The organism is Bacillus sp. SYZHCR11 (assembly GCF_057196865.1).
The window spans coordinates 1,027,999-1,052,114 of the sequence record NZ_JBXUND010000001.1 but is presented as its reverse complement, the minus strand read 5'-3'; the positions used below and the strand labels follow the sequence as shown (position 1 = coordinate 1,052,114).

Annotated in this window: 22 protein-coding genes; 13 read left to right on the top strand and 9 right to left on the bottom strand. The window is 48.2% G+C overall.

Features of this window, described 5'->3' with window-relative positions; genetic code table 11:
• Positions 1-78 precede the first annotated feature (78 nt).
• From AC2CGA_RS04575 to AC2CGA_RS04555, 5 genes are all read right to left on the bottom strand, one after another.
• Positions 79-249 (bottom strand): type II toxin-antitoxin system SpoIISB family antitoxin, encoded by a 171-nt coding sequence (locus AC2CGA_RS04575; protein WP_003154807.1) that lies wholly within the window; start codon positions 247-249, stop codon positions 79-81.
• Positions 250-996, bottom strand: a complete 747-nt coding sequence (locus AC2CGA_RS04570) for a type II toxin-antitoxin system SpoIISA family toxin (RefSeq protein ID WP_025851786.1) — start codon at positions 994-996, stop codon at positions 250-252.
• A 103-nt stretch (positions 997-1,099) separates the two neighbouring features.
• On the bottom strand, positions 1,100-2,098 hold the full coding sequence (locus AC2CGA_RS04565) for an inorganic phosphate transporter (protein WP_003154805.1): 999 nt from the start codon (positions 2,096-2,098) through the stop codon (positions 1,100-1,102).
• A 12-nt stretch (positions 2,099-2,110) separates the two neighbouring features.
• Positions 2,111-2,728 (bottom strand): DUF47 domain-containing protein, encoded by a 618-nt coding sequence (locus AC2CGA_RS04560; protein WP_003154804.1) that lies wholly within the window; start codon positions 2,726-2,728, stop codon positions 2,111-2,113.
• A 285-nt stretch (positions 2,729-3,013) separates the two neighbouring features.
• The gene (locus tag AC2CGA_RS04555; protein WP_003154801.1) at positions 3,014-4,330 is read right to left on the bottom strand and encodes an APC family permease; all 1,317 of its coding nucleotides are present in this window, start codon (positions 4,328-4,330) and stop codon (positions 3,014-3,016) included.
• 323 nt (positions 4,331-4,653) lie between these two features.
• On the opposite strand from AC2CGA_RS04555, the gene AC2CGA_RS04550 reads away from it, so the two are divergent.
• The 3 genes from AC2CGA_RS04550 (at position 4,654) to AC2CGA_RS04540 (ending at position 8,911) form a co-directional block, all read left to right on the top strand.
• Positions 4,654-5,604: a ring-cleaving dioxygenase gene (locus AC2CGA_RS04550; RefSeq protein WP_069013314.1), complete on the top strand. Its 951-nt coding sequence runs from the start codon at positions 4,654-4,656 to the stop codon at positions 5,602-5,604.
• A 182-nt stretch (positions 5,605-5,786) separates the two neighbouring features.
• Positions 5,787-7,928 (top strand): glycosyltransferase family 39 protein, encoded by a 2,142-nt coding sequence (locus AC2CGA_RS04545; protein ID WP_484480137.1) that lies wholly within the window; start codon positions 5,787-5,789, stop codon positions 7,926-7,928.
• Between the two features lie 11 nt (positions 7,929-7,939).
• Entirely contained in the window at positions 7,940-8,911 is a 972-nt protein-coding gene (locus AC2CGA_RS04540) for a glycosyltransferase family 2 protein (RefSeq protein WP_003154790.1), read from the top strand.
• 86 nt (positions 8,912-8,997) lie between these two features.
• Here AC2CGA_RS04540 and AC2CGA_RS04535 read toward each other — a convergent pair whose 3' ends face one another.
• Complete coding sequence (locus AC2CGA_RS04535; RefSeq protein WP_003154788.1) at positions 8,998-9,174, bottom strand: hypothetical protein; 177 nt, start codon at positions 9,172-9,174, stop codon at positions 8,998-9,000.
• Between the two features lie 99 nt (positions 9,175-9,273).
• Entirely contained in the window at positions 9,274-10,623 is a 1,350-nt protein-coding gene (htrA, locus tag AC2CGA_RS04530) for a serine protease HtrA (RefSeq protein ID WP_003154786.1), read from the bottom strand.
• A 286-nt stretch (positions 10,624-10,909) separates the two neighbouring features.
• Between htrA and AC2CGA_RS04525 the strand changes: the two genes are divergently transcribed.
• From AC2CGA_RS04525 to AC2CGA_RS04480, 10 genes are all read left to right on the top strand, one after another.
• Entirely contained in the window at positions 10,910-12,469 is a 1,560-nt protein-coding gene (locus AC2CGA_RS04525) for an MFS transporter (protein WP_484480136.1), read from the top strand.
• 155 nt (positions 12,470-12,624) lie between these two features.
• The gene (locus AC2CGA_RS04520; protein ID WP_003154784.1) at positions 12,625-13,449 is read left to right on the top strand and encodes a M55 family metallopeptidase; all 825 of its coding nucleotides are present in this window, start codon (positions 12,625-12,627) and stop codon (positions 13,447-13,449) included.
• Between the two features lie 14 nt (positions 13,450-13,463).
• On the top strand, positions 13,464-14,390 hold the full coding sequence (locus tag AC2CGA_RS04515; RefSeq protein WP_014304864.1) for an ABC transporter permease: 927 nt from the start codon (positions 13,464-13,466) through the stop codon (positions 14,388-14,390).
• 5 nt (positions 14,391-14,395) lie between these two features.
• Positions 14,396-15,343, top strand: coding sequence for an ABC transporter permease (locus tag AC2CGA_RS04510; protein WP_069448688.1), 948 nt, complete (start codon positions 14,396-14,398; stop codon positions 15,341-15,343).
• 5 nt (positions 15,344-15,348) lie between these two features.
• Complete coding sequence (locus tag AC2CGA_RS04505; protein ID WP_025851774.1) at positions 15,349-16,377, top strand: ABC transporter ATP-binding protein; 1,029 nt, start codon at positions 15,349-15,351, stop codon at positions 16,375-16,377.
• A complete protein-coding gene (locus AC2CGA_RS04500) occupies positions 16,374-17,993 on the top strand; it encodes a peptide ABC transporter substrate-binding protein (protein ID WP_003154780.1) in 1,620 nt (539 codons plus the stop codon). Before AC2CGA_RS04505 ends, AC2CGA_RS04500 begins: the two co-directional genes overlap by 4 nt.
• Before the next feature lie 87 nt (positions 17,994-18,080).
• The gene (locus AC2CGA_RS04495) at positions 18,081-19,016 is read left to right on the top strand and encodes a S66 peptidase family protein (RefSeq protein ID WP_032856674.1); all 936 of its coding nucleotides are present in this window, start codon (positions 18,081-18,083) and stop codon (positions 19,014-19,016) included.
• Positions 19,017-19,052: 36 nt separating this feature from the next.
• Positions 19,053-20,120 (top strand): dipeptide epimerase, encoded by a 1,068-nt coding sequence (locus AC2CGA_RS04490; protein WP_178091949.1) that lies wholly within the window; start codon positions 19,053-19,055, stop codon positions 20,118-20,120.
• Entirely contained in the window at positions 20,117-21,016 is a 900-nt protein-coding gene (locus tag AC2CGA_RS04485; RefSeq protein ID WP_069473364.1) for a C40 family peptidase, read from the top strand. Before AC2CGA_RS04490 ends, AC2CGA_RS04485 begins: the two co-directional genes overlap by 4 nt.
• A gap of 3 nt (positions 21,017-21,019) precedes the next feature.
• A complete protein-coding gene (locus tag AC2CGA_RS04480) occupies positions 21,020-21,991 on the top strand; it encodes an ABC transporter ATP-binding protein (protein ID WP_003154776.1) in 972 nt (323 codons plus the stop codon).
• A gap of 26 nt (positions 21,992-22,017) precedes the next feature.
• On the opposite strand, the gene AC2CGA_RS04475 is transcribed toward AC2CGA_RS04480, so the two are convergent.
• Together AC2CGA_RS04475 and AC2CGA_RS04470 are read right to left on the bottom strand one after the other, a co-directional pair.
• Positions 22,018-23,067 (bottom strand): lactonase family protein, encoded by a 1,050-nt coding sequence (locus tag AC2CGA_RS04475; RefSeq protein ID WP_484480135.1) that lies wholly within the window; start codon positions 23,065-23,067, stop codon positions 22,018-22,020.
• Positions 23,068-23,137: 70 nt separating this feature from the next.
• A complete protein-coding gene (locus AC2CGA_RS04470) occupies positions 23,138-23,998 on the bottom strand; it encodes a dimethylarginine dimethylaminohydrolase family protein (RefSeq protein WP_003154774.1) in 861 nt (286 codons plus the stop codon).
• Between the last annotated feature and the right edge of the window lie 118 nt (positions 23,999-24,116).

The window sequence follows — 24,116 nt, the reverse complement described above, 5'->3', positions numbered from 1 at the left end:
TCTTTGTTGGTTTTATTATATGAAAGATATGGAAAAAAGGAATAAGGACAAGAGCCGTGTCTCCTGTCCTTAGTGTAATCAAGCTTTTTTTTGTTTATACTTGTCAATCAGCCGCTCGTTTTCTTTGAAAATTCTGGCGGTATGAGGGCTGACCTGGTAACTTGCGATACTTGTCATTGAACGTTTTTTAAACATTTTGAACGGTTTCGCTCTTTGTTCCGGCTGCCCGTTTTGAAATGCCTGCTCCATTTAACCGTCACCTTCCTCTTCTATTGGCAGCATTAAATCATAAATGCTCGTTAGCGATGTGAAAAGCAAATAATCGAATTCCGTCAACAGGTTTTCCGACGTGAGTTTGATCACGTAATGGCGGTCCTGGACTGTAAACGGAATAAGCACAAGCCTGCCTTTTTGATCATAGTAGACGTCTTTACGGTTAAGACGGGACTGAACGTCCGCCGCATCAGGCATATGCTCCGTCAAGCGGTCCTTATCCGATTGTGCGGAATACTCGCACAAGGAAGCCGTGACATTCATTTTTTCTCCATAAGCGGCCAGCAGTCTGCTGATGCCTTCCGCATAAGCTTCTGTACTTCCATAATATACATGGATCGGTTCATTTTTCAACAGATATTGATAGGTTTTCAGTTTTTCAAGATAGGAGTGAAGCATTTCGTTATTTTCTTCTAAAATTTCCCGCGTATCCGTCTCTAATTCATTGCCGGCGAGCTTTTTGATATACGCGCTCAAAAAGATAAACGCATCAATAAGGGCAAAGCAGACGGCAACAATCAAATATTGTCTCCATGCGGCAAAGAGCGATTCGGGATCATATGTCCAATAGACCATGGCGCCTACTACAAATAGTAAATACCACGTTTTACGGATGGCAAACATTTTTTCTTTTACCTTTGCTTCATACCGCCAGGATGCGTACACATATAAAATGAGTGCGGCCGCCATCGTCCACACCATGATCTGAAAAAACAAAAGCATGAGCATCCCTCACAATTCGAAAAATGGTCTGCTATGTTCATTCTATGTCATGACATCATTTTCCTGTCACAAAAAAACCGCTTCTGTAAAGAAGCGGATGTCATCAGAAAAAGAGATCTAAGATGAAAAAGGCGATGGCGCCGAGTGTACCTGCAATCGGCAGGGTGATGACCCATGTAATAAGCATCCGTTTAGCCGTTCCCCAGTTTACGCCTTTTACGCGGTGGGAAGCGCCCACACCGAGAATGGAAGACGAAATGACGTGCGTCGTGCTGACAGGGAGATGAATAAACGTGGCCCCGAAAATAATGGCTGCGCCGGTTAAGTCGGCAGATACGCCGTTTACCGGACGGATTTTCATAATTTTTCCGCCGACGGTTTTAATGATTTTCCAGCCGCCGATGGATGTGCCGAGACCCATTGCCAGGGCGCAAGAGAGCTGCACCCAAAAAGGAATGGCATCACTTTTATGTAAATTGGCCGTCATAAGCGCCATCGTAATGATACCCATCGCTTTTTGCGCGTCGTTTGTTCCGTGTGTATAGGATTGAATGGCAGCCGTCAAAATCTGCACTCTGCGGAAGCGTTTATTTGTTTTCGCCAGATTGCTGTCTTTAAAAATCAGCTTCACGATCGAATATACGATAAAGCCGAGAACAAAGGCGATAATCGGCGATAAAATAAGTGCTTCGATAATCTTAATGAACCCTTTATAATTAAGCGTCGCAAAACCTGACGCTGCAATGGCCGCTCCGGCGATCGCTCCGATAATCGCATGTGAAGAGCTGCTCGGAATGCCGAAATACCATGTGATCAAGTTCCAGGCGATTGCGGCGAGTAGAGCCGCCAGAATGACAACTGACCCGTTGTCTAATGTATAAGGATTCACAATGTCCTTCGTAATGGTTTTCGCCACACCGGTAAATGTCATCGCTCCGAGAAAGTTCATGATGGCGGCCATGACGATTGCGTGCCGCGGCTTCAGCGCTTTTGTCGAAACTGAGGTGGCGATTGCGTTTGCGGTATCGTGAAATCCGTTAATGAAGTCAAATACCAAAGCGCATATGACAATTAATATCGTTAAAAGTAATAGAGTATCCATTATAACCCCTCGTTACGCGTTTTTCATAATAATGGTTTCAAGGTTATTGGCAACGCTTTGGCAAGAGTCGGCAATTTCCTCAAGCGTTTCGTAAATCTCGCGGTACTGAATCACTTTAATCGGATCGGTTTCTGTGCCGAACAGATTTTTTAATGATTTACGGTGCAGGTTATCACAGCTGTGCTCGTATTCCTTAATTTTAATGGCGTGAGGGTGAATGTCCTTCAATCGGTTTTCTGCAAGCAGCTCAATCGTGATTAAAATTTCCTTCGCGCACTCTCTGATGTATCCGCTGAACTTATCGATATGCTCATCTGAAGAAGTGATCGAGAAAATCTCCATCATTGCTGAAAAATGTTCGATTCCGTCAAGCACGTCATCGAGGCTGTTTGTCAGCTCAAGGATGTCTTCACGTTCAATGGGAGTGATAAAAGCTTTGTTCAGCTCTTTAATCATGACATGAACATGATTATCTCCTTTTGTTTCAAACTCTTTTAACGTATCGGCAAATTCCTTTAAAGTCGTCTGGTTCGTCACTTTAAAGTTGACAAAGTATTCTGCGGTTTCGTCTATGTTTTTTGCGATTTCTGTTAAAAGGAGTGAGAACTTATCTTTTTTTCTTTTTATCATTAAAAACCCTCCATTGTTTGAATGAGACAATGCACACATCAAATTATTATATAGCCTTTTGTCGAAAAAAAACAGATAAAGTCGAAAAAAACGCCTCTTGATTTTTTCGTAAAAACGTGTCTCATCCTGTTTTTCTTATGTTACCCACTTCGCCAAAAAAACGTAACATACTTCGAATTCAGACATCTTGCTTAAAAAGTATAACAAAAGATGTGAATTTGCTGTCAACTTTTGCACGTGATTTTGCCAGAAAAAAAACGGCTCCCGTAAAAGGAACCGTTTTTGTCAGTTTTTTCTGCCGTTTTTCAGCCAAAAATAAAGCGGCAGCCCGGCGAGGCCGATCAAGAGGGACAGCGCGCAGCTCAGTGTATCTGTAATGATCGTGCTGATCAGCACAAACAGTGAACCCGCGATGGCCAAAACAGGAATGATCGGATACAAAGGCACGCTGTAGGCGCGCGGTTTTCCGCCGCTTTTTTTTCTGAGGATAAACACGGCGAAAAAAGCCATGACGTAAAAAATATAAATCATGAAAATAGAGATCTCAGACAGCTTATCGGGATTGCTGGCGATCATGAAAATAATGGCCAGCGCGATCTGAAATGACACGGCAATCCACGGGGTGCGGAATGTCGGATGCACCCGCGAAATCTGTCCGGCAAACGGCAGCTGTTTCCGTTCCGCCATCGCAAACGAGACACGCGGAAAAGCGAGAATCTTTCCGTTTAAACAGCCGAAGATGCTGACGATGATTCCGACGCTGATCAATTTTCCCCCGATGTCGCCAAACAGCATTCCGGCAGCGGTGCCGGTCGCATTTTCACCGAGTTTGACGATGTCGGTCGCAGGAAGAATGTGCAGCAGCGCAAAGTTAATGAAAAGATAAATGGCGGTGACGACCAAGAGTCCGCCCGTCATCGCTCTTGGGAGCAGCTTTTCCGGATTTTTCATTTCGCCGCCGAGTGCCGCAAGCAGAATCCATCCGTCATAAGCAAACAAGGTGGCCAGTATGGCGGCGCCGAAATTCATTTCCGACATGCTGCTTGTGACGGCTGTGAAAATATGCTGATCGCCTTTCCAAAGGCCGAACACGATCATGCAGATAATCGGAATCAATTTGCCGACAGTCGTAATTCCCTGTACGATGCCGCCATATTTCGTTCCGATAATGTTAATGATGCTTAAAAATAAAACGGCTGAAATCCCGATTAATTTAGACCAGCCGGAATCCCAATTGAACAAGTGCGCCATCAAAGAGCCGAAATACAAGCCGATTGCTCCGATAATGGCGGGGCCGTAAATGATAATTTGAACCCATCCGCACAAAAAGCCCCAAAATTCGCCGTACACTTCTTCCAGATATGTATAAAGTCCGCCCGTTTTCGGAATCTGAGTGCCGATTTCCGCAACGGTCAAGCCGCCGGCAAGCGTCAAAATGCCTCCTAACAGCCACGCGATAAGCGCGGTTTTCGCATCACCGGAGTAGGCAAGCACGGCGCCTGGTTTCATAAATACGCCGGAACCGATGATGGTGCCGATAACAAGTGAGAGGGCGATGGTAAGGCCGATCTCTTTTTTAAGTCCATTCTCTTCAATCTGCATATCCTTTCCCTCCAGATGTAAAATCGTTATGCTGAAAAAACTATTTTCCATATTGTAAACCCTAATTGCTGAAACACGAATAAAATAAATTTTCTGATTTTGGTGTTTTGCCTAAAAGATAAAGGTTTATGCTTTTGAGAAGGAAAAAATACTGTTTTAAAAGCGAACATTAATGGTTTTTTTAATATCAAAAGTTCGTTATTTTGAGAGCGGCAGTCTGCAGACCGTCTATGAAGCAGATGGGTTGACTTTACGATCCGGATAACATAAATTGTATATATAAAATATCTCGAAATCGAGATAATTGACTGGAGGATAACATAATGAAAGTTAATGGAATACACCATGTATCAGCATTGACGGCTGATGCGCAGAAAAATTTAGATTTTTATCGAAATATCCTGGGGCTGAAGCTTGTGAAAAAATCGGTAAACCAGGATGAACCGACGATGTATCACTTATTTTACGGTGATGAATCAGCCAATCCGGGATCGGAATTGACGTTTTTCGAGATTCCGCGGATCGCGCCGTTCCATGCGGGGACAAACAGTATTTCTTCAATCGGCCTGCGTGTTCCGGATGCACAAGCGCTTCAATATTGGAAAAAACGATTTGAAGAGCATCAGGTCTCTCACGGTGAGATCGTGAAAATAGCGGGCAGGGACACACTCGCTTTTCAGGATCATGAAGGACAGCGGCTTGTGCTGACAGCTGACGAAAAAGGAAAAGACATCGGTGAAGCGGTGAAGCAAAGCGGCGTACCGGAAGAATATTCTTTCCGCGGTCTTGGTCCCGTTGAATTGACCGTCCCGTATGCAGAATTGACGCTGCGTGTGTTAACCGATGTGCTGGGCTTCACTGAAATCGGGAAAGAAACACATGAAGACCGGGGCGCGGTTACGGTGCTCGAATCCGGAAACGGTGGCGCGCGTACAGAAGTCCATCTCATTGAAAGAAACGATCTTCCGCGCGAGCGTCCTGGAAAAGGCAGCGTGCACCATGTGGCCTTCCGTGTTCAGAATGAGGAGGAGCTTGCTTTATGGCACCGCATCATTACGAAAGAAGGTTTCAGCAACTCAGGCATTGTAGAGCGTTATTATTTCAAAGCGCTGTACTTCCGGGAACCGAACGGAATTCTGTTTGAATTGTCAACGGACGGTCCGGGATTTATGGTTGATGAAAAACCTGAAGAGCTAGGCAAAACGGTTGCGCTCCCTCCTTATCTCGAACACCGCCGTTCTGAAATAGAAGCGCGGCTGAAACCGATTCAGTAAATCAGAAATAATGAAAGATGCCTTCCGGCTTGACGGGGGCATTTTTTTTTGCTTTTTTACCCGTTTTGTCATTCTTTTTACCTATTTGTAAACGGCAAAATAATTGTCTTTGTTTATTAATAAATTTTTCACATTTGGTTGTTACACTTGTTCAAAGTTAAACAAAAGGAGTGAAAACACAGGTGAATATGAAAAAACGCGAGATAGACGCAGTCTTAATCCTCATTTTACTCGCTTCCGCATTCTTGAATATGTACAACATCTGGAATGACGATACGGTGAATCCTTATTACACCGCAGCGGTAACGAGTATGCTTCAAAGCTTTCATAATTTCTTTTACGCTTCATTTGACGCAGCCGGATTTATCACGGTAGATAAACCGCCTGTTACATACCAGATTCAAACGATCAGCGCGCTGATATTCGGTATGCACGGGTGGAGTGTCATCCTGCCTCAGGCATTGGCGGGGGTAGGTTCAGTTCTATTCATGTACTTATTAATAAAGCCGACGTTCGGAAAAACGGCGGCGCGCATCGCTTCGTTTGTCATGGCGTGTACACCGATTGCTGTAGCCGTAGCGCGCACAAACAATGTCGATGCTTTACTGGTCTTTTTCCTCTTGTTCGCCACATGGCTTCTCTTTAAAGCGATTCGAAAAGGAAAACTGATCTGGCTTTTGGCGGCATTTTTTGTCGTCGGAGTAGGCTTTAACACAAAAATGCTTCAGGCTTATATGATCTTACCGGCCTTCTTGCTGTTCTATATGATGGCGGCAAATACCGCGATTAAGAAAAAAATCATTTCACTGGTAAGCGCGCTGGCCGTATTAGCAGCCGTTTCATTGTCATGGCCGCTCATTGTTGACAATATTCCTGCCGGCAAAAGGCCATATGTCGGAAGCAGCCAGACAAACTCCGTATTGGAATTGGCTTTCGGATATAACGGGATTCAGCGGCTGACGGGGCAAAGTTCCGGCGGCGGCCAGGGCGGGCCCGACGGAAACGCATCGAGAGAGATGTCTTCTTCCGGCGGTTCTTCACAAATGCAAAAACCGCCCGGCCAGTCAGCAAGCGGAGACAAATCACAAACCGGCAGTATGACGGCACCTCCATCTAACGGACAAATGCCAAGCGGCGGTCAAGGAGGCCCTCCAAGCGGCGGAGACGGCGGCAAAGGCGGTCCTGGCGGAGGGAAAAGCGGTACAGGCACCGGCTCGAAAATGCAGTCAGGGTCAGGAATGTTCGGTACGGGAACACCCGGTCCGCTGAGACTCTTCCAACAAGAATTATCTGATCAGATCAGCTGGCTCCTGCCGTTTGCGATTTTTGGACTGGCCGGTTTATTGATCGCCGGAGCGAGAGAAAGAAGAAGATTATCAGCAGAACAGAAGGAAACGATCTTTTGGGCAGCGTGGCTTGTGCCGATTGCCGGATTCTTCAGTGTGGCGGAATTTTTCCACCATTATTATCTCATTATGCTGGCGCCTCCGATTGCTGCTCTTACCGGTGCGGGATGGGTCGCCCTCGTTCATCTGTACCGCAAGCAGGCGGGATGGAAAACTTGGCTATTGCCGGCCGCTATTCTTGTGACAACCGGATTTGAGCTGTTTATCCTTAGAAACTACAATGATCAAATCGGCGCAGGCTGGAGCATCGGAGCAGGCGTTCTCGGCGCAGTGGCGGCAATCGCCCTGTTCGTATTCAAACAGCGCCAAAAACCGCTCAGTTACTATGTTTCACTTGCAGCCCTTCTCGTCTTGATGGTGATGCCGATTTATTGGGCGAGCACACCGCTTCTGTACGGAGGCAACAGCTCATTGCCTGAAACAGGCCCTCAGCTTGCGTCAGCAGGCGGAAAAGGCATGGGAATGGATAACGCATCTGTCAATACAAAACTGATCAACTATTTAGAGAAACATAACGCCGGAGCGGATTATCTATTTGCTGCAACCGATTCCAACACAGCTGCGCCTTACATTATAAAAACGAAAAAAGCGGTCATGGCGATCGGCGGATTCAGCGGGTCTGACCCGGCCATTACGCTGACTCAATTTAAAAAGCTCGTAAAAGAAGGGAAAGTAAAATACTTCTTAACATCCGGAATGGGAAAAGGCGGAAACAACGATATTGTTGAATGGGTTGAGAAAAACGGAAAGAAAGTATCTTCATACAAATGGCAATCAAGCACAGATCAGAAAACGAAAAATCATGATGCAGCTGATACAAAAAGCAGCAAGGCCGCGGGTAAAAACAGCCGAATGAGCGGCGGGCCGGGCGGAATGAATCAGTCAGCTTCACTATACGAACTTCAATCTGATGAATAGGAGGAAAAAACATGAGCAGACATATTCAATATTCAATAGTCGTCCCGGTTTATAACGAGGAACTCGTCATTCAGACAACCTATCAGCGCCTGAAAGAAGTCATGGATCAAACAAAAGAGCATTATGAATTGATCTTTGTCAATGATGGGAGCAAAGACCGCAGTATTGAGATTTTAAGAGAGCAAAGTCTGATTGATCCGAGAGTGAAAATTATTGATTTTTCCAGAAACTTCGGACATCAGATCGCGATTACAGCGGGTATGGATTATGCAGAGGGGAATGCAATCGCCGTCATTGACGCCGATTTGCAGGACCCTCCTGAATTAATCCTTGATATGATTGAGCAGTGGAAAGAAGGCTACGATGTGGTGTACGCCGTCAGAACGAAACGAAAGGGAGAAACCTTTTTCAAGAAACAGACGGCCTCTCTGTTTTACCGGCTGCTGCGGAGCGTGACTGATATTGATATTCCGCTCGACACCGGGGATTTCCGCCTGCTGGACAGAAAAGTCTGTGATGAGATGAAAAGATTAAAAGAAAAAAATCCTTTTGTCAGAGGACTCGTCAGCTGGGTCGGCTTTAAGCAGACTGCTGTAGAATATGAACGAGATGAGCGGCTTGCGGGGGAAACGAAATACCCGCTTAAAAAAATGCTGAAGCTTTCCATGGACGGGATCACAACGTTCTCTCATAAACCGCTCAAGGCGGCAAGCTATGCGGGAATGCTCATGTCCGGAGCGGGTTTTCTCTATATGTTTATCGTTTTATACATGAAGCTTTTTACAGACAGCACCATTACGGGCTGGTCCTCTCTGATTGTGATACAGCTGTTATTCAGCGGCATCGTTTTATTAATGCTCGGAATGATCGGCGAATATATCGGAAGAATTTATGACGAAGCAAAAGACCGTCCGCTCTATATCGTGCAAAAAGCGTACGGCATGAAAAACGAAAAGATTTATCGGGACCAGCATATGTCTTAACAAACACCCTGTCCGGCCAGCGGACAGGGTGTTTTTATGTAAAATAAAAACCGCGGGATGACAGAATGTCCCGCGGCTTTTTTCATTCATCTGCGGCCGGTCTGCGTGTGCAGAGCGCGCATGATCAGTCCGGTTCCCGAAAGGTTCAGTAAAATGCTTGCACCAAGCGTCATTCCCCAAGCAGCGTTTTGCTGAGGAAGCTGAATGCTCAGCTGGAGCAAGATCAGGCCGGTAACGACCAGCAAAAGTCCGGTTTGTTTCATGTGTATGTATCCTCCTTTGTACACTGAGTCATACGGCTGATCCAGGCCTAAAGTTTCATCTGTATATAAAAAATCCAAGGCGGCTGCCTTGGATTTTTGTTAAGAAGATGTTTCTTCTTTTTGAGTCAGTTTCATTTTTTTCGTCATTTCCTTGCCGTTTCTGATAATCTTCACGTCAACGGTGCTGCCGACTTTCGTATTCTTGTAGAGAATATTGCGAAGTTCGCTGCCCGTGTCAGTTTCTTTCCCTTTTAAGCTGATAATGATGTCTTCTGCTTTTAATCCGGCTTTGGCTGCAGGTGATCCCTGCGCCACTTCGCGAATATAAACGCCTTTATTCAGCTGTTTGCCGAAGAGGCCGAGTGTGCCTTCCTGATAGTTTTGCGGCACTTGTTCCAAGTCGATCATGCTCACGCCGATATAAGGGCGCTCCACCTGTCCTTTCGTGAGAAGCTCTTCGGCAATCGGTTTTACATCGTTGCTCGGAATCGCAAAGCCGATGCCTTCTACATCATTTTCACTGATTTTCATGCTGTTGATGCCGATGATTTTGCCGTCTGTATTCAAGAGCGGTCCGCCGCTGTTTCCGGGATTGATGGCGGCATCGGTTTGGATGACGTTGATGCTTGACTCACCGGCTGACGTAGAGATCGAGACGGTTCTGTTTAAGCCGCTCACGATGCCCTGTGTGACGGTGCGGGAAAGGTCTTTTCCGAGCGGATCACCGATGGCGATGACGGATTCACCCGTTCTGAGAGCGGATGAGCTGCCGAAGCTTGCCGTTTTTGTTACGTGTTTATCACTGATTTCTAATACGGCCAAGTCCGTCAGCGAATCACGGCCGACGAGTTTAGCTGTTACATCGGTGCCGTCATATAATGACACTTTAAGGGAAGAGGCGCCTTCGACCACGTGGTTATTCGTAATGATATACGCTTTGCCGTTTGCTTTCTTAAAAATAACGCCTGAACCCGATCCCGTTTCCGCATCATCACCCGATGCATTAGAGTTTGAATCCGAGCTTGATCCGAATCCGAATAAATCGGAACTGCTTTGCTGCTTCTGCAGATTGGTGATTCCGACGATCGCCGGTGAAATGTCTTCCACCATATTCGAAATGCTGCTTGAATTTGCCGATGAGCTGTTTGCCGATTTGCCGCTGTCTGATTCAGAAGATGTCTGCTTGGCGGTTACCGATGACGTTTCCTGAGCGGGAGCCGGATTGGAAGTATCTTGAGTCTGATGGTCTCCAAGCGGCGTAAATGTATAGATGCCGAGGGCGAGCCCTCCGCCGATCACTCCGCCGAGAAGCGGTCTGAACCAGCCGAAGCTTCGTTTTTTCTTGTCCTCGTCCGGCGCGGAATATCCGGCCGGCTGCGGGTTTTCTTTTACTAAAAGGACTTCCTGTTCTTTTTGGTCTGTCCGATTTTCATCACGATAGTTATCCATCATGTTCACTCCGTTTCTCTATTTCATCATAGCATGATTTGCCTATTATTACTGACTCCATCTTAAACAAAAAGTGTGGGATAATAATGAAAAGATTGTGGGAAATTGTGAAAAAGACGAAATCGGACGGCGGCGCTTTATATTGACAATTTCCATCGGATTTGAAATAATAATGAGATATTATGTTCAATCCTTCACATGAAAAGATATAAAAAATTCTGTCAAGCTAATGGGGGAAATCTGTTAGCTTTTTCACTTTGTCAAATAGTAAGAAAGGAGCTGTCAAATGAAAGAAAAACATCACTGGATCATTTCTCTGCTTGCTGTGCTGGCTGTCGGGCCGGGGCTGATGTCGAATACCGCTCTTTCGGCTGTCCAAAGCCTTGTCCGGCAGACGGTCGGCGGGGAAAACTTTGACTCTTTTCATCCGATTATTATCGGTAATATGGCATTTGCCTTATTCGTGCCGGCGGGGCCGTATTTAAGAAAAAGATTCGGCTCCCGGCCTGTCTATATGATTTCGATGGCCGCGGGTGTCATCGGAGCGCTGCTTGCTGCTGTGACAAATGATATTTATCCGCTCGCCGCGGGCCGTTTTTTACAGGGAGCTGCGGCGGGCACTATGCTGATGATTATGATTCCGATGCTGGTGCTTTCGTTTCCGATTGAACGCCGGAATTACGCCTTATTTGTGTTAATCGGCGGATTTTACGGGTCTGTCATTATGGGGACCGTTTTAGGCACGGCGGCGGCAAGCGCCGGCCATTGGCATTGGCTGTTCGGCATTTTTGGCCTGCTGTCTTTTTTCGGCCTCATTTTCAGTTATATGTGGCTGCGGGATGACGCTCATAAAAATACTGAAAAATCTCCATTTGACGGCATCGGTTTTCTGTTAGCGGGTGGATCAGCCGTGCTGACCGCCTATACTTTTATTCATCTGCCGAAATGGGGCTTTTCATCATGGCAGACATTGGCGGGATTTGGAGGAAGCATCGTCATTCTGCTGATCCTGCTGATTATGCAGTACAGAAACGAACATGCGCTGATTTCGATTAAACTTATGCTGATTCCAAAGCCGATTTTGGGTGTTTTCATGATCGCTGCGGGCAGTATTTCCATAGCGGTCAGTCTTTCTGCATTTCACGGGGAGCTTCAGACCGCATATCACATGTCACAAACTCAACTGATATTCTTATATGCGAGCCTTTTGGGAGGCGTGGCCATCGCCGCTGTTATCAGTGCATTAGCATATGATAAAGTCGGCCCGGGCATGCTAGGCATAACAGGCTCTGTTATACTGGTGTTCGTGAATTTCCAATGGATGACGGCGGATCATCGTATACCCCTTATTTTATTTGCGGCGCTTTTCGTGATGCTGGCGGCCGGGACAGGGCTTATCGTAGCAGCCGGACTGATGGGCGCCGCGTTGGGCGGACCGCTTCCGGAACTGGTGAAACGCATGACGGCCGTTCAGTTTTTAAGGCTGTTCATTTATATGGGCGCACCTGTTTTAATAGGGTATTTTACGAAAAGAGATGCTTCCGGCATGCTTCGGGGCGCGCGCGGCACACAATCGCCGCATGACCTGCTGATGGGGACATACAGCGATTTGTTTCTTATTGCTTTCATCTTAAGCTTGCTTTTAGTGTGTTTATCATTTGTCATGAATGCGACCGGCATGGGACATAAGCTGGCGCATAAACCGCATGCCGTCCGTAAGCAGGCGGCTGAAGAGCCTTCGCTGCAGGCTCCTGGACCGATCAGGCATCAGGTCATTCCCGATCGCGAATACAGAAGTGCGGTCAGACAGTTTCGGGGTCACCCTATAAACAAAAACGGTATGTAACTTTTTCTATCAGCAAACCCTTTTCCCGGTGAAAAGGGTTTGTTTTTTCCCATAATGGCAGAATGGTATATTGCATGTTTCATCCTTTTTTAATATAATTTGTTAGAATATTCATAATTTAATATCGAAATTTTAAGTAAAAAAGGAGGCATTACATGAAACTGTATCTATCTGTGGATATGGAAGGGATTTCCGGACTGCCTGATGAAACATTTGTCAATTCCAGCATGCACAATTATGAGCGCGGCAGGGTTCTGATGACCGAAGAAGCAAACTGGTGCATCGCAGAAGCGTTTAATAACGGATGCACGGAAGTGACCGTGAATGACAGCCACTCAAAGATGAATAATCTGCTCGCGGAAAAACTTCACCCTGAGGCAGAGCTGATTACGGGGGATGTCAAGCCGTTTTCCATGATGCAGGGGCTTGATGAATCGTATTCAGGTGTGATGTTTATCGGCTATCATGCGAGAGCGTCGATGCCGGGCGTCATGTCGCACAGCATGATATTCGGCGTCCGCCACTTTTACATAAATGATAAGCCTGTCGGTGAACTGGGGTTAAATGCCTATCTCGCCGGATTTTACGATGTCCCGGTCATCATGGCTGCCGGAGATGATTGCGCCGCAAAAGAGGCGGAGGAGCTGATCCCGAATGTGACGACTGCCGCCGTCAAACAAACCATTTCAAGAACTGCGGTCAAATGCTTGTCCCCTCAAAAAGCCGGACGGCTCCTGACGGAAAAAACAGCCTATGCGCTCAAAAATAAAGATAAGGTCAAACCGCTGACTCCGCCTGAAAGACCTGTATTAGGCATTGAATTTGCCAATTACGGACAGGCTGAATGGGCCCATTTAATGCCGGGCACAGAAATCATCCCGGGAACGACAATCGTTCAATTTCAGGCAAAAGACATGCCGGAAGCCTATCAGGCCATGCTCGTCATGACAGAACTCGCCATGAGAACAACATTCTGTTAAAGGGGTGAACGGCATTGCTGCGGTATTTTATCAAACGTTTTATCGCCATGATGATGACCGTCCTCGTCATCACCACTCTGACATTTGTCATGATGAAAGTGATACCCGGCTCGCCTTTTAACGAAGAGCGGGGCACAAACGAAGCGGTCCAGCGAAATCTTGAATCCTACTACCATCTGAACGAACCTCTTATCACTCAATACGCCATCTATCTAAAATCCATTCTTACCTTTGATTTCGGTCCTTCAATCAAAAAACCGTCAGACAGTGTAAACGCCATGCTTGAACGCGGTTTTCCGGTCTCCTTCGAGCTTGGGATAACGGCGATCATCATCGCTGTGATTTCCGGACTCGCGCTCGGCATAACGGCCGCTCTCAGGCGCGGCGGCTTTCTCGATTATGCGGCCATGAGCCTTGCGGTGCTCGGGATTTCCATTCCGAATTTTATAATGGCTACGCTGCTGATTCAGCAATTTGCGGTTCATCTGAAATGGTTTCCGGCAGCTACCTGGACGAGTCCCGTTCACATGGTTCTGCCGACTGTTGCGCTTGCCGTCGGTCCCATGGCCATTATCGCGCGGCTGACAAGATCAAGCATGGCCGAAGTGCTGACTCAGGATTACATCCGCACGGCAAAAGCAAAGGGGCTTTCTCCCGTCAAAATTGTGATCAAACACGCATTGAAAAACGCTCTTATGCCTGTTGTGACAGTGCTCGGGACGCTTGCCGCAAGTATTTTAACGGGCAGTTTCGTCATCGAGAAAATTTTTGCCATACCGGGAATGGGCAAATATTTCGTAGAAAGCATCAATCAGCGCGATTACCCGGTCATCATGGGAACGACCGTATTTTACAGTGTGATTCTGATCGTCCTGCTGTTTCTGGTTGATTTGGCATACGGCCTGTTAGACCCGCGCATAAAACTTCATAAGAAAGGGTGATCCTGATGAATCTCCCGCAAGAAACGGTAAAACACACAGAAGTGCCTGATGACTGGTTTCAGCCGGGCGCGGAAGGAAAGGGTGAAACCGAGTCGGTCAAGCGTCCGAGCCTGTCTTACAGTCAGGATGCGTGGCGGCGGCTTAAAAAGAACAAATTGGCGATGGCCGGACTTGTGATATTATGCTGCCTGTTTCTAGCGGCTGTGTTCGGCCCGCTGATATCACCGCACAGCGTGACAAGGCAGACGCTCGCCGAGCAGAATCTTCCGCCGTCTTTTTCACACTGGTTCGGAACCGATGAACTTGGCCGGGACGTGTTTACAAGAACGTGGTACGGAGCGAGGATCTCTTTATTTGTCGGTGTGATGGCGGCGCTGATCGACTTTTTGATCGGCGTTATCTACGGAGGCGTCGCCGGCTACAAAGGGGGCCGGACAGACAGCGCCATGATGAGAATCATCGAGGTTCTCTACGGTTTGCCTTATCTGCTCGTTGTCATTTTGTTAATGGTGCTGATGGGGCCGGGGCTCAGTTCCATTATAGTCGCTCTGACAGTGACGGGATGGGTCGGCATGGCGCGGATTGTGAGAGGGCAGGTGCTGAGGATGAAGCATGATGAACACGTATTGGCATCGAAAACATTTGGAGCGAAAACATTTCGGATCATTAAGAAAAATCTGCTGCCGAATACGATGGGAGCCATTATTGTCCAAATGACGCTGACGGTGCCGGCGGCGATTTTTGCGGAATCATTTTTAAGTTTTCTCGGACTCGGCATTCAGGCGCCGTTTGCAAGCTGGGGAGTCATGGCAAATGACGGGCTGCCGGCGATTTTATCAGGCCATTGGTGGCGGCTGTTTTTTCCCGCTTTTTTCATTTCCTTAACGATGTACGCGTTTAACGTGCTTGGAGACGGCTTGCAGGACGCGTTAGACCCGAAACTGAGGAGGTAGGAAAAATGGCGCAGCAAGTTCTTTCCGTTCAAAATCTGCATGTTACTTTTTCAACATACGGAGGCACTGTAAAAGCCGTCAGAGGCGTCAGCTTCGATTTATATAAAGGTGAAACGTTTGCGATCGTCGGTGAATCGGGATGCGGAAAAAGCGTGACGTCACAAGCCGTGATGGGTCTTCTTCCGAAACATTCGGCAAAGATTGAATCCGGAAGCATACAATTTAAACAGAAAGACCTTTGCCGAATGTCGGATCGGGAAATGCGGGGAATCCGGGGGCGCGATATTTCTATGATCTTTCAGGACCCGATGACGGCGCTCAATCCGACTTTGACCATAGGGGATCAGCTCTCAGAAGCGCTGTTGGAACACCGCGCCATGACAAGAAAACAAGCTGAATCCGAGGTTCTCGCCATGCTGGATCTGGTCGGTATCCCGGACTCGAAATCCCGCCTGAAGCAGTACCCCCACCAATTAAGCGGGGGCATGCGGCAGCGGATCGTGATCGCGATGGCTCTGATCTGCGAGCCGGAAATTATGATCGCCGATGAACCGACAACGGCTCTTGATGTGACAATTCAAGCACAAATCCTTGAATTATTTAAGAAGATTCAAAGAAAAACAGGCGTGTCTATTATTCTGATCACCCATGATCTCGGCGTCGTCGCTCAGACCGCCGACAGAGTCGCCGTCATGTATGCGGGGAAAATCGCCGAAATCGGCACGAGGCATGATATTTTTTACCATCCGGCTCATCCATACACAAAGGGGCTGCTTCGTTCAGTGCCGCGGCTGGATATGGAAGATAGTGAGCTTTCGCCGATTGACGGGACGCCGCCTGATTTATTCGATCCGCCGCCGGGCTGCCCGTTTGCCGCCCGCTGTCCGGACAGGATGATCGTCTGTGAAAAGGTATACCCGGCAACAACCGTGAAATCCAAAAGCCATATCGTCAACTGCTGGCTTCAGGATCACCGTGCAGAGCGGCTGAAGCAGCAGCTGACTGCAGCAGAGGAAAAAGGGGGATTGAAATGAAAAAGAGATGGGCGATTGGTGTGATTGCTGTTGTTTCGTTTGCTCTGATGGGCTGTACAGCCAATGAACAGGCGGGGACAGAACCCGGCAAAGCAAAAGAACAGGGGGGTGAGACGGTGCTGCGGCTCAATAACGAAAATGAGCCGACCTCACTTGATCCGCCGATCGGATTTAATAATGTTTCCTGGCAGCCGTTGAATAACATCATGGAAGGATTGACGAGGCTCGGAAAAGATAATAAGCCCGAACCGGCCATGGCGGAAAGCTGGAAGGTGTCCGCTGATAAGCTGACATATACCTTCAATATCCGAGATAACGCCGAATGGACAAATGGCGATCCCGTCACGGCGGAAGACTTCGTGTACGCCTGGAAGCGGATGCTCGATCCGAAAACGGGCGCATCTTCCGCTTTTCTCGGCTATATGATCAAAGGCGGAGAAGAATTTAACAGCGGAAAAGGCAAACAAGAAGACGTGAAAGTCACGGCAAAGGATAAAAAAACGCTTGTCGTCACATTGGCGGCCCCGCAGGATTATTTTTTGAGCGTCGTGTCCAATCCGGCGTATTTCCCGATTAATGAGAAGGTCGCCAAGGCTGATCCGAAATGGTTCACTGAAGCAAAAACTTTTGTCGGCAACGGGCCGTTCAAACTGACGGAATGGAAGCATGACGACAGCATGACGATGGTCAAAAACGAGACGTATTGGGATAAAAAGACGGTAAAACTGGATAAAGTGACATGGGCGATGGTCAGTGACCGGAATACCGACTATCAGATGTTCCAGTCGGGGGATTTGGATACCGCCTTTGTGCCGGCAGAGCTGAGCGAACAGCTGATGGGAGGAAAAAATGTCCGCACGTGGGATCAGGCCGGACTCTATTTCTATCGTTTTAACGTTAAAATGGAACCGTTTCAAAATGAAAAGATCAGAAAAGCGTTCGCGGCAGCGATTGATCAGAAAGAAATCACGGATTATGTGACCAAAAACAGTGAAAAGCCGGCACATGCCTTTGTATCCCCGGGATTTACTCAGCCTGACGGGAAAGATTTCCGCGAAGCGGGCGGCAGTTTACTAACTCCGGATGAATCAGAAGCCAAAAAACTGCTGGAAAAAGGCATGGCAGAAGAGCATTATGACAAGCTGCCCGCCGTTACATTGACATACAGCACAAAACCGGAGCATAAGAAAATAGCGGAAGCGATTCAGCAGAAGCTCAAAAGTGTGCTCGGTATAGACGTTAAGCTCGCCAATATGGAATGGAACGTCTTTTTAGAAGAGCAGAAAGGACTGAAGTTCCAGTTCTCTCAAAGCTCATTTTTACCGGATTACGCAGATCCGATCAGTTTTCTTGAGGCTTTCCAAACGGATAATTCCATGAACCGCACCGGCTGGGGCAGCGCGGCATACGACGGCTGCATCAAGCAGGCAAAACAGGAAGCCGATGCCAAAAAACGTTTTGCGCTCATGCATAAAGCGGAAAAGCTGCTCATGAACGAGGCTCCGATCATTCCGATTTACTTTTACAATCAGGTGCATCTGCAGAACAGCGGCGTGAAGGGCATTGTCCGGCACCCCGTCGGTTACATTGATCTGAAATGGGCGGAAAAGTCCTGATCTTACAGCGGAAACATATGCCGCTCTTTTGCCGTTAAAGGAGCGGCGTGTTTCACTTTTCAATCCGGAAAGGAGATTGAAAAAGTCATGAACCATAAACCGAAAGCACTGCAAAAAGGCGACACGGTCGGTGTGATTGCACCCGCAAGCCCGCCTGAGAGCGGGACGCTGCAAACCGCGCTGCTGTTTTTAGAGAATGAGCTTGGCCTTCAAGTGAAACTCGGCCGGGCGCTGAAGACCCGTCACGGCTATTTGGCGGGAGAAGACCGGGCGCGCCTCAATGATCTCCATGACATGTTTAGTGATCAGAATGTCAAAGCGGTGATATGCGCGTGCGGAGGATTCGGCACGGGCCGCATTGCCGCCGACATCGATTTCGGCTTAATCCGCCGCAATCCGAAAATTTTCTGGGGATACAGCGATATTACGTTTTTACATACCGCCATTCATCAAAATACGGGGCTCGTCACATTTCACGGCCCGATGCTGAGCACGGATGTCGGGCTTGAAGATGCTGAACCCCTGACAAAAGCGTCGTATCATCAGCTTTTTACTGAAACGGAATTCACCTATACGGAGGACATTTCTCCGCTGGAGGTGCTGACAGGCGGAAGGGCCGAGGGAGAGCTTGCGGGCGGCAATCTGTCGCTCATTACGTCCACACTCGGCACGCCGTTTGAAATTGATACGAAAGACAAATTGCTGTTTATCGAGGATATTGATGAGGAGCCGTATCAAATCGACAGGATGCTGAATCAATTAAAGATGGCCGGAAAACTGTCAGACGCAGCCGGAATACTGGTCTGTGATTTTCACCAATGCGAACCGAAGCATAAAGAAAAGTCGCTTACTTTAGAGCAAGTGCTGAACGATTACATTGTCAAATCAGGGAAGCCTGCGCTCAAAGGCTTTAAAATCGGCCATTGTTCACCGAGCTTCGCCGTTCCGATCGGAGCCCGCGCGGTTATGGATACGGCAGCCAAAGCGGTAACGATTGAATCAGGGGTTTCCGGAAGGGAGTGATCAGGCGTGAGGATTACAGATATTCAAACGGGACGGATGTCCGTGCCGCTGAAAAAGCCGTTTAAGACCGCTTTGCGCACGGTTTACAATGCTGAATCGGTCATTGTGAAGCTCACATTTGACAACGGTCTGACCGGCTGGGGCGAGGCGCCGCCGACGGTTGTCATTACAGGCGACAGCACGGACGGTATTGAAAGCGCCGTCCGCGATGTGCTGAAGCCCGCTCTCTTGGGGCGGAGCCTTTCCGGCATAGAAGCTGTTTTGTATGATATCAGCCGGCTGTTGGAAAGAAATCAAAGCGCAAAAGCCGCGGTGGATATGGCTGTATATGACGGATGGGCGCAAATGCACGGACAGCCGCTTTACCGGCTTCTCGGAGGCTATCGGAATACACTGGAAACAGATTTTACCGTCAGCGTCAATTCTCCTGAGGAGATGGCGGGGGATGCAGACCGCTATGTGAACAAAGGATTTCATATTTTAAAGATAAAAGTCGGCATAGGTGACATATCGGACGATGTTGCCCGGATTCAGGCGATCAGATCACGTGTCGGCGGAAACGTCAAACTGAGATTGGACGCCAACCAAGGCTGGACGCCGAAAGAAGCCGTGACTGCGATCCGAAAGATGGAAGACGCCGGCCTCGGCATTGAGCTGGTCGAGCAGCCTGTTCATAAAGACGATATCGCCGGGCTGAAGCAGGTCACCGATGCCGTAGACACGCCGATTATGGCGGATGAGAGCGTCTTTACTCCCCGTCAGGCCTTTTGCGTGCTGCAGACGAGAAGCGCCGATTTAATCAATATTAAGCTGATGAAAGCGGGCGGCATAAAGCAGGCGGAAACAATCAATGCGATGGCCGAAACGTGCGGCGTGGAATGCATGGTCGGCAGCATGATTGAGACCAAGCTCGGCATCACCGCCGCGGCTCATTTTGCCGCGGGCAAACGGAATGTGACAAGGTTTGATTTTGATGCGCCGCTTATGCTGAAAGATGATTTGATTAAAGGCGGCATCACATACAGCGGCAGTCAGATTACAATTCCCGATGAACCGGGTCTCGGCATTACCGGGGTGTCGAAACAAGAGGAGGCGAAAAGATGAGAGCAGCCGTTACAGCGGCGGCAGCCAACGTATGGACGATGCCGTCATCTCCCCGTTCGTATGATGCGCCGGTGCTTGAAAACCCGCCGCAGATCAGAAAATGGTTAGCGTCTATGGGATATGAAGAGCGGCTGCAATTATGCACAGACAACCTTGTCCAAACGCAAGCGCTTTTCGGGGAAGAGGTGATCATTCTCAAAGAGGAAGGGGAATGGGCTTTTGTCGCCGTTCCCGGCCAGCCCTCAAACAAGGATGCGCGCGGATATCCGGGCTGGATAAAAAAAAGCCAGCTTTCAAAAGACGGCTTTTTTTCATCTTCGCCCGCCGTATGGATTACCAAACCGACAGCTTTTTTATATCACACTAACGGCGAACCGGACTTGGAAGTAAGTTTCTTAACGCGTCTTCCGGCATCAGGACGTGAGAAAGGCTTTTTTCGGGTTGTGACGCCTCTCGGAGAACGGTTCGTAAATGAAGCTGACGCAGACGAGTGCCGGCATACGGAAGGACGGGCGGCCGATGTCATCGAAACGGGCATGATGTTTCTCGGGCTTCCGTATTTATGGGGAGGACTGAGCGGTTTCGGGTTTGACTGTTCCGGGTTTATGTATTCGATATTTAAAGCAAACGGCTATACCCTTCCCCGTGATGCAAAGGACCAAGCAAAAGCCGGGTGCGGCGCGGCGGTAAACGATATCCGGCCGGCTGACCTTTTGTTTTTCGCCTATGAAGAAGGAAAAGGCGCGATTCACCATGTCGGTTTGGCGCTGGGAGACGGCCGAATGCTGCACTCCCCGAAAACGGGAAAAACAATCGAAGTGCTGTCCTTGGAAGGAACGATCTATGAAAAAGAATTATGCACCGTACGCCGCTGTATAAGCGAAAAGGGGGAATAGAAAATGACGGCATCTCCGCTCCTTGAAGTCAGCGGGCTGAAAATGCATTTTGACGCAGGAAGAAAGAAAGCCGTAAAAGCAGTCGACGGTGTCAGCTTTCACATTAAAAGAGGGGAAACATTCGGACTTGTCGGAGAATCGGGATGCGGTAAATCGACGCTCGGAAGAGTTATTCTCCGTCTGTATGACCCGACGGCCGGTTCGGTATCATATGAAGGGACGGATATACACCGTGCCGCGGCCGAACAGCGGTCGGTCTTCTTCCGCAAGCTGCAGATGATTTTCCAAGACCCTTACGCCTCGTTAAATCCGCGTCTGACTGTAAGGGAAATTATTATGGAGCCGATGGAAATCCACAATCTTTACAATACAAGAAAAGCCCGTATGATGATGGCGGATGAACTGCTTGAAGCTGTCGGGCTCCATCCGGATTTCGGCAGCCGGTATCCCCACGAATTCAGCGGCGGACAGAGGCAAAGAATCGGGATTGCCAGAGCGCTCTCTCTGCATCCCGAATTTATCGTGGCGGATGAGCCGATTTCCGCGCTGGATGTGTCGGTACAGGCTCAGGTCGTCAACCTTTTAAAAAGGCTTCAGAAAGAGAAAGGGCTGACATTTTTATTTATCGCCCACGATTTATCAATGGTCAAGCATATCAGCGACCGGATCGGCGTGATGTATTTGGGCCGCATGATGGAAATAACAGAAAGCGCTGCGCTTTACCGGGAACCGCTTCACCCTTATACGAAGGCGCTTTTATCCTCAATCCCGATTCCTGATCCGCTTCTTGAGGACAAGCGTGAACGGATTATTCTGAAAGGGGAGCTGCCGAGCCCCCTTAACCCGCCGAGCGGCTGTGTATTCAGGACGCGGTGCCCTGAAGCGATGGAGCTCTGCGGTAAGATAACGCCTGAGCTTGAAGAAGTGAAGGCGGGGCGTTTTGTCGCCTGCCATTTATACAAAAAAGAAAGCTGACAATATAAAGTCAGCTTTCTTTTTGATTAAATCTGATGCAGAAATGACACGCAGACCGGATACGGAACCGGAATGTCGGATTGAAGCAGAGTCAATTTGCCTGTTTCCGGATCACGTTCAAACAAAACCAGATTTCCCGTTTCTTCGTTTGACGCGACAAGGAATGTCTCGGAAGGGTCAAACGCGAAATCACGCGGCCAGTTGCCTTCTGTCGGCACCCATTCAATAAGAGACAATTCACCGGAATATTGGTTGATCTTAAAGATGGCGATGCTGTCATGTCCGCGGTTGGCGGCATAAAGAAATCTGCCGTCTTTAGATATGCGGATTGCGCTGCCTTGCGATTTGTCCGTAAAGCCCTCAGGCAAAGCGGAAATGACCTGCAGCTCTCTGAATTCACCTAAGGTCGGGTTGTATTCAAGCGCGATGACTTCATTGCTGATTTCCGTCATGACATAGGCGTATTTTTCCGCCGGATGGAAAACGATGTGGCGCGGCCCTGAACCCGGTGCGAAAGAGTGAGTTTTCACCTCTGTGAGCGAACCGTTTTTCATTTGGTACGTATACAGCGTATCCGTCCCTAAATCGACGGCTGCAATGTAGTTATGCTCTGGTGTATAGCCAGCGAAATGGGTATGCGGTTTCTCTTGTCTTTCATGAGGACCTGTTCCCGTATGAGCGGCTTCGGCATCCGGCTCCTGCAGACTTCCGTCCTCATTGACGGGAAAGGCGTGCACTTTTCCGCTGTGGTAATTAGCGGTTAACACATATTCATGTTTATCATCAATGCTGACGTGGCATGGAGACGGGCCTTCAATCAGCTGGTGGTTTACAAACGTTAATTCCCCGCTGTTCTGATGAATCTGATAGGCTGCCACGCCGCCTTTTCCGTCTGCTTTTTCAATGGAATACAGCATGCTGTTATCAGAATTCGGAGTGACGTATGTCGGGTTGCCGAGCTTTGCTGCCAGCTTCGGCCGGCTGAGCCTTTTCGCTTCTGTATCAAGTTCAAAACAATAAATGCCTTCGCTTCCGCCTTTTGTATATGTTCCCGCGTATCCTATGTACTTAGCCATTCGGTTTCCCCCTTTAGAGTCTTGTCTTCTCTATATTAACGTATCTTGAAGGAAACTGCCTTGTAAATGTTTAAGATGTTCTGACAAGCGGCAAGGTGCAGCAGCGGAAGGAACCGCCTGATTTGATAATTTCGGAAAACTCGGTTTCAATGACCGTATAACCCCTTTTTCTGAGCTCGCGGTTCGTATGACGGTGCTGTGGCAGGCTGATAATTGTCTGATTGCCGATTGACAGGATATTCGGGCCGAGCGTGAATTGCTCTTCTTCAGGCACTTCTATCATCTCAAAACGTTCGGCGAGAAGATCAATTTCTTTCTGCCGCAAGCCATTTTTACAGTATAGCGCTTCCGTTTCCGAGATCATATTAAATACACAGTCCAAATGTAAGAAATCCTCCTTGAGAGGGATCGGCACAACAGTCATCTCCGGCAGCGCCTCCCGCAGCTCCCGGACAGCCGCTTTATCCGTACGCTTGCTCAGCCCGGCGTAAACGGTGCCGTCTGCGATCAAGATGTCGCCGCCTTCAATGTTCGCTTTTTTCAGTCGCGTATAAGGGATTTTCTTATCGTCAAGCAGGTCTTGAAACACTTTTTCTTCTCCCTGCCGGACTGAAGCCGCCATGTTTGAAATAAACGCTGTCTCGCCTAAGACAAATCCGATATCCCGGGTGAATACCTGCTCAGGCAAAGCGGGATCGGCAGGCAGCAGGACGACTTCAATCTGATGAGATCTTAAAATGTCAATAAACTCACTATGCTGTTTGAGGGCAACGGGTATGTTAATATTTTCTTGTTTGAAATGTTTCTGCGTTCCGTTAATAATATCCTTGATGGTCATGTGTTCCGGCCGGCATAAGATGACTGTCTGCAAAGCATCAAACTCACTGCGGCAAGCCGGTTTCCGCGTGGATTTGGGAATGGATACGTCCATGTGATATCCTCCTATCGGTATTCAATGTGCGTTTATTATTCCCGGATGTGATGAATAATGAAACATACCTGATAGAATATCTAACCAACTTAATATTTAAAATTTTAGACAAAACGAT

What these genes read in the sequence shown, in the direction of transcription:
- AC2CGA_RS04575 (WP_003154807.1), bottom strand. Translation starts at nt 249, where the DNA reads ATGGAGCAGGCATTTCAAAACGGGCAGCCGGAACAAAGAGCGAAACCG.
- AC2CGA_RS04570 (WP_025851786.1), bottom strand. Translation starts at nt 996, where the DNA reads ATGCTTTTGTTTTTTCAGATCATGGTGTGGACGATGGCGGCCGCACTC.
- AC2CGA_RS04565 (WP_003154805.1), bottom strand. Translation starts at nt 2,098, where the DNA reads ATGGATACTCTATTACTTTTAACGATATTAATTGTCATATGCGCTTTG.
- AC2CGA_RS04560 (WP_003154804.1), bottom strand. Translation starts at nt 2,728, where the DNA reads ATGATAAAAAGAAAAAAAGATAAGTTCTCACTCCTTTTAACAGAAATC.
- AC2CGA_RS04555 (WP_003154801.1), bottom strand. Translation starts at nt 4,330, where the DNA reads ATGCAGATTGAAGAGAATGGACTTAAAAAAGAGATCGGCCTTACCATC.
- AC2CGA_RS04550 (WP_069013314.1), top strand. Translation starts at nt 4,654, where the DNA reads ATGAAAGTTAATGGAATACACCATGTATCAGCATTGACGGCTGATGCG.
- AC2CGA_RS04540 (WP_003154790.1), top strand. Translation starts at nt 7,940, where the DNA reads ATGAGCAGACATATTCAATATTCAATAGTCGTCCCGGTTTATAACGAG.
- AC2CGA_RS04535 (WP_003154788.1), bottom strand. Translation starts at nt 9,174, where the DNA reads ATGAAACAAACCGGACTTTTGCTGGTCGTTACCGGCCTGATCTTGCTC.
- htrA (WP_003154786.1), bottom strand. Translation starts at nt 10,623, where the DNA reads ATGGATAACTATCGTGATGAAAATCGGACAGACCAAAAAGAACAGGAA.
- AC2CGA_RS04525 (WP_484480136.1), top strand. Translation starts at nt 10,910, where the DNA reads ATGAAAGAAAAACATCACTGGATCATTTCTCTGCTTGCTGTGCTGGCT.
- AC2CGA_RS04520 (WP_003154784.1), top strand. Translation starts at nt 12,625, where the DNA reads ATGAAACTGTATCTATCTGTGGATATGGAAGGGATTTCCGGACTGCCT.
- AC2CGA_RS04510 (WP_069448688.1), top strand. Translation starts at nt 14,396, where the DNA reads ATGAATCTCCCGCAAGAAACGGTAAAACACACAGAAGTGCCTGATGAC.
- AC2CGA_RS04505 (WP_025851774.1), top strand. Translation starts at nt 15,349, where the DNA reads ATGGCGCAGCAAGTTCTTTCCGTTCAAAATCTGCATGTTACTTTTTCA.
- AC2CGA_RS04500 (WP_003154780.1), top strand. Translation starts at nt 16,374, where the DNA reads ATGAAAAAGAGATGGGCGATTGGTGTGATTGCTGTTGTTTCGTTTGCT.
- AC2CGA_RS04495 (WP_032856674.1), top strand. Translation starts at nt 18,081, where the DNA reads ATGAACCATAAACCGAAAGCACTGCAAAAAGGCGACACGGTCGGTGTG.
- AC2CGA_RS04490 (WP_178091949.1), top strand. Translation starts at nt 19,053, where the DNA reads ATGTCCGTGCCGCTGAAAAAGCCGTTTAAGACCGCTTTGCGCACGGTT.
- AC2CGA_RS04485 (WP_069473364.1), top strand. Translation starts at nt 20,117, where the DNA reads ATGAGAGCAGCCGTTACAGCGGCGGCAGCCAACGTATGGACGATGCCG.
- AC2CGA_RS04480 (WP_003154776.1), top strand. Translation starts at nt 21,020, where the DNA reads ATGACGGCATCTCCGCTCCTTGAAGTCAGCGGGCTGAAAATGCATTTT.
- AC2CGA_RS04475 (WP_484480135.1), bottom strand. Translation starts at nt 23,067, where the DNA reads ATGGCTAAGTACATAGGATACGCGGGAACATATACAAAAGGCGGAAGC.
- AC2CGA_RS04470 (WP_003154774.1), bottom strand. Translation starts at nt 23,998, where the DNA reads ATGGACGTATCCATTCCCAAATCCACGCGGAAACCGGCTTGCCGCAGT.